At 72.0% G+C, this 2,761-nt stretch carries 4 protein-coding genes; all 4 read left to right on the top strand.

Going from position 1 to position 2,761, the window contains the following annotated elements:
- Positions 1-181 (top strand): SPOR domain-containing protein (locus tag HUV01_RS14660; protein WP_174298939.1); only part of this gene is annotated, 181 nt, incomplete at its 5' end.
- Between the two features lie 36 nt (positions 182-217).
- The gene (locus tag HUV01_RS14665) at positions 218-1,396 is read left to right on the top strand and encodes a D-alanyl-D-alanine carboxypeptidase family protein (RefSeq protein ID WP_174298940.1); all 1,179 of its coding nucleotides are present in this window, start codon (positions 218-220) and stop codon (positions 1,394-1,396) included.
- Positions 1,397-1,402: 6 nt separating this feature from the next.
- Complete coding sequence (gene tmk, locus HUV01_RS14670) at positions 1,403-2,029, top strand: dTMP kinase (RefSeq protein WP_174298941.1); 627 nt, start codon at positions 1,403-1,405, stop codon at positions 2,027-2,029.
- Positions 2,026-2,761, top strand: a 736-nt coding sequence (locus HUV01_RS14675) for a DNA polymerase III subunit delta' (protein WP_174298942.1), incomplete at its 3' end; no start/stop codon positions are given. The genes tmk and HUV01_RS14675, both read left to right, overlap by 4 nt.

Here is a 2,761-nt window from a genome sequence, read left to right on the forward strand (position 1 = left end):
CCTTCCCGACGAACCGAGCGCCCGCGCGCTGGCGGCGGCGATCGGCGGCAGCGTCGAGCCGGCAGGCCGGGTCTGGCGCGTCCGCCTGGGACCGTTCGGGACGCGAGCGCAAGCCGAGCGCATGCGTGACGCCGCCGCCGCGCGTGGCTATGGCTGCGCCGCCGTCCTCGACGCCCACTGACGCCTTTCTCCACAATCACCGCAACGGGTGCCCGCCATGACCAGATCGTCCCGCCTGCCGACCCTTTCCATCCTTTCCGCCGTGCTGCTCGCGGTGCCAGGCCAGGCCGCCGCGCCCGCGTTCGACACGCCGGCGCCGATCGCCTTCATGCGGGACCTGTCGTCCGGCGCGGTGTTGTTCGCCAAGGACGCGGACAAGCGGATGCCGCCCGCCTCGCTCGCCAAGATGATGACGGTCTATGTCGCCTTCTCGCTGATCGCCGGCGGGCAGCTGAAGCTGAACCAGATGATCGATGTCCGGCCCGAGACGTGGAAACAGTGGCACGGTCCCGCCGCCGGCTCGACCATGTTCCTGTCGCCGGGCGAGAAGGTGAGCGTCGCCAACCTGTTGTACGGCATCATCACCCTGTCCGGGAACGACGCCTGCGTCGTGCTGGCGGAAGGCGTCTCGGGCACCGAGCCTGCGTTCGTCACGCAGATGAACGCGGCGCGCGACCGGCTGCACCTGACGGGCAGCAATTTCGGCACGTCGAACGGGTGGCCGGACAACGGCGTCACCTATGTCACCGCGCGCGACCTCGCCACGCTGGCGGCCGCGACGATCCAGCAATATCCCAAGCTCTACAAGCAGTTCTATTCGCGGCCCGACTTCACCTGGGGCAAGACGATGGGCGGCGCCGCGATCAAGCAGGACAATCGCGATCCGCTGCTCGGCCGGGTGGCGGGCGCCGACGGGTTGAAGACCGGCCATACCGAGGAGGCGGGCTATGGCTTCACAGGCTCGGCCGATCAGGGCGGACGGCGGCTCGTCATGGTGCTGGCCGGCCTCGGCAGCTTCAACCAGCGGATCGACGAGTCAGTCAAGTTCATGAACTGGGGCTTTCGCGCGTGGCAGCAGAAGATCGTCGTCGCCAAGGGCCGTCACGTCGACGACGCAGCGGTTCAGATGGGCGGCAGCAGCCATGTCGGGCTGACCGCGGGAGAGGACCTGAAGGTGACGCTGCCCGCCGGCGCGGTTCCGGTCATGCAGTCCAGGGTCGTGTACGACGGGCCGATCAAGGCGCCGGTCAAGGCCGGCCAGCACGTCGCCGACCTCGTGATCGATGCGCCCGGCCTGCCGCGGCAGACCTTGCCGCTGGTCGCGGAGGCGGATGTGGCGCAGGCCGGCTTCTTCGGGCGGGCATGGGCGGGGCTGACCTCGATCTTCGGCGGCTGATCCTGCGTGCCGGGCCGCTTCATCAGCCTTGAGGGCGGGGAGGGCGCGGGCAAGTCGACGCAGGCGCGCGCGCTCGCCGCCGCGCTCGGGCACCGGGGTATCGAGGCGGTCGTGACGCGCGAACCGGGGGGGAGCGAGGGGGCGGAGGCGATCCGCGCCCTCGTGCTGCAGGGCCGCGTCGACCGCTGGGGTCCGCGTGCCGAGACGCTGATGTTCGCCGCCGCGCGGGCCGACCATGTCGCGACGCTCATCCGGCCCGCGCTCGCGGCCGGATGCTGGGTGATCTGCGACCGGTTCCTCGATTCGACCAGAGCCTATCAGGGCGCAGCGGAGGGCGTGGACGACGCCGCGATCCTCGCGCTCCACGACTTCGGATCGCAAGGGTTGCTGCCGGACCGGACGTTCGTCCTCGACGTGCCCGTGGAGCAGGGCACCGCGCGGGCGATCGGGCGGGACGGGGCGGGGACCGACCGGTTCGCGGCGCGCGGGGCCGGTTTTCACCAGGCGGTGGCGCGCGGGTTCCGCACGATCGCGGACCGCGAGCCCGAGCGGGTGCGGCTGATCGATGCGTCGGGCGATGCCGCCGCCGTGACGACGCGGCTGCTGGCTGAACTCTCGGATTGGCTGGCATGAACGGGCTGTCGGGGCAGGATCGCCCGCGCGAAGCGTTCCTCGCCGCGATGGCGGGCGGTGCGCTGCACCACGCGTGGCTGCTCGCGGGGCCACGCGGGATCGGCAAGGCGACGTTCGCGCGCGCTGCGGCGCTGCGCCTGCTGGCGGAGGGCGCGGGCGAGGCGCTGCCGCCGGGGCTGGACGTACCGGCGGGGCACACCCGCTCGCTGGTGGAGGCCGGCTCGCATCCCGACCTTCGAACGCTCATGCGCAAAGCCAGGAAGAAGAAAGGGGAGGATGCCGACGAGGACGAGCCCGCACCCGGTCCGGTGGCGGAAGCCGACCTGGCGCGAAACATCGACGTGGGGCAGGTAAGGGCGCTCCTGCCCCTGTTCGGCAAGAGCCCGTCGCTCTCGCGACGGCGCGTGATCATCGTGGATGCGGCGGACGACCTGGAGTCAAGCGCCGCCAACGCGCTGCTGAAGGGGCTGGAGGAGCCGCCGGCAGGGACGGTGTTTCTGCTGGTCGGCCATCAGCCCGGCCGGCTGCTGCCGACGATCCGCTCGCGCTGCCGGCTGCTGCGGTTCGATCCGCTCGACGGCGCGGCGCTCGGCCGGGTGCTGGCGGACGAGCTTCCCGACGCGTCGCCGGCCGAGATCGACGCGCTGATGCGGGCGGGGGAAGGATCGCCGGGGCGCGCGCTTGGCTATGCGGGGCTGGACCTCGCCGCGCTCGACGACGCGCTCGCCGCCA

It is taken from the genome of Sphingomonas bacterium, assembly GCF_903643035.1.
Lineage (GTDB): Bacteria > Pseudomonadota > Alphaproteobacteria > Sphingomonadales > Sphingomonadaceae > Sphingomonas.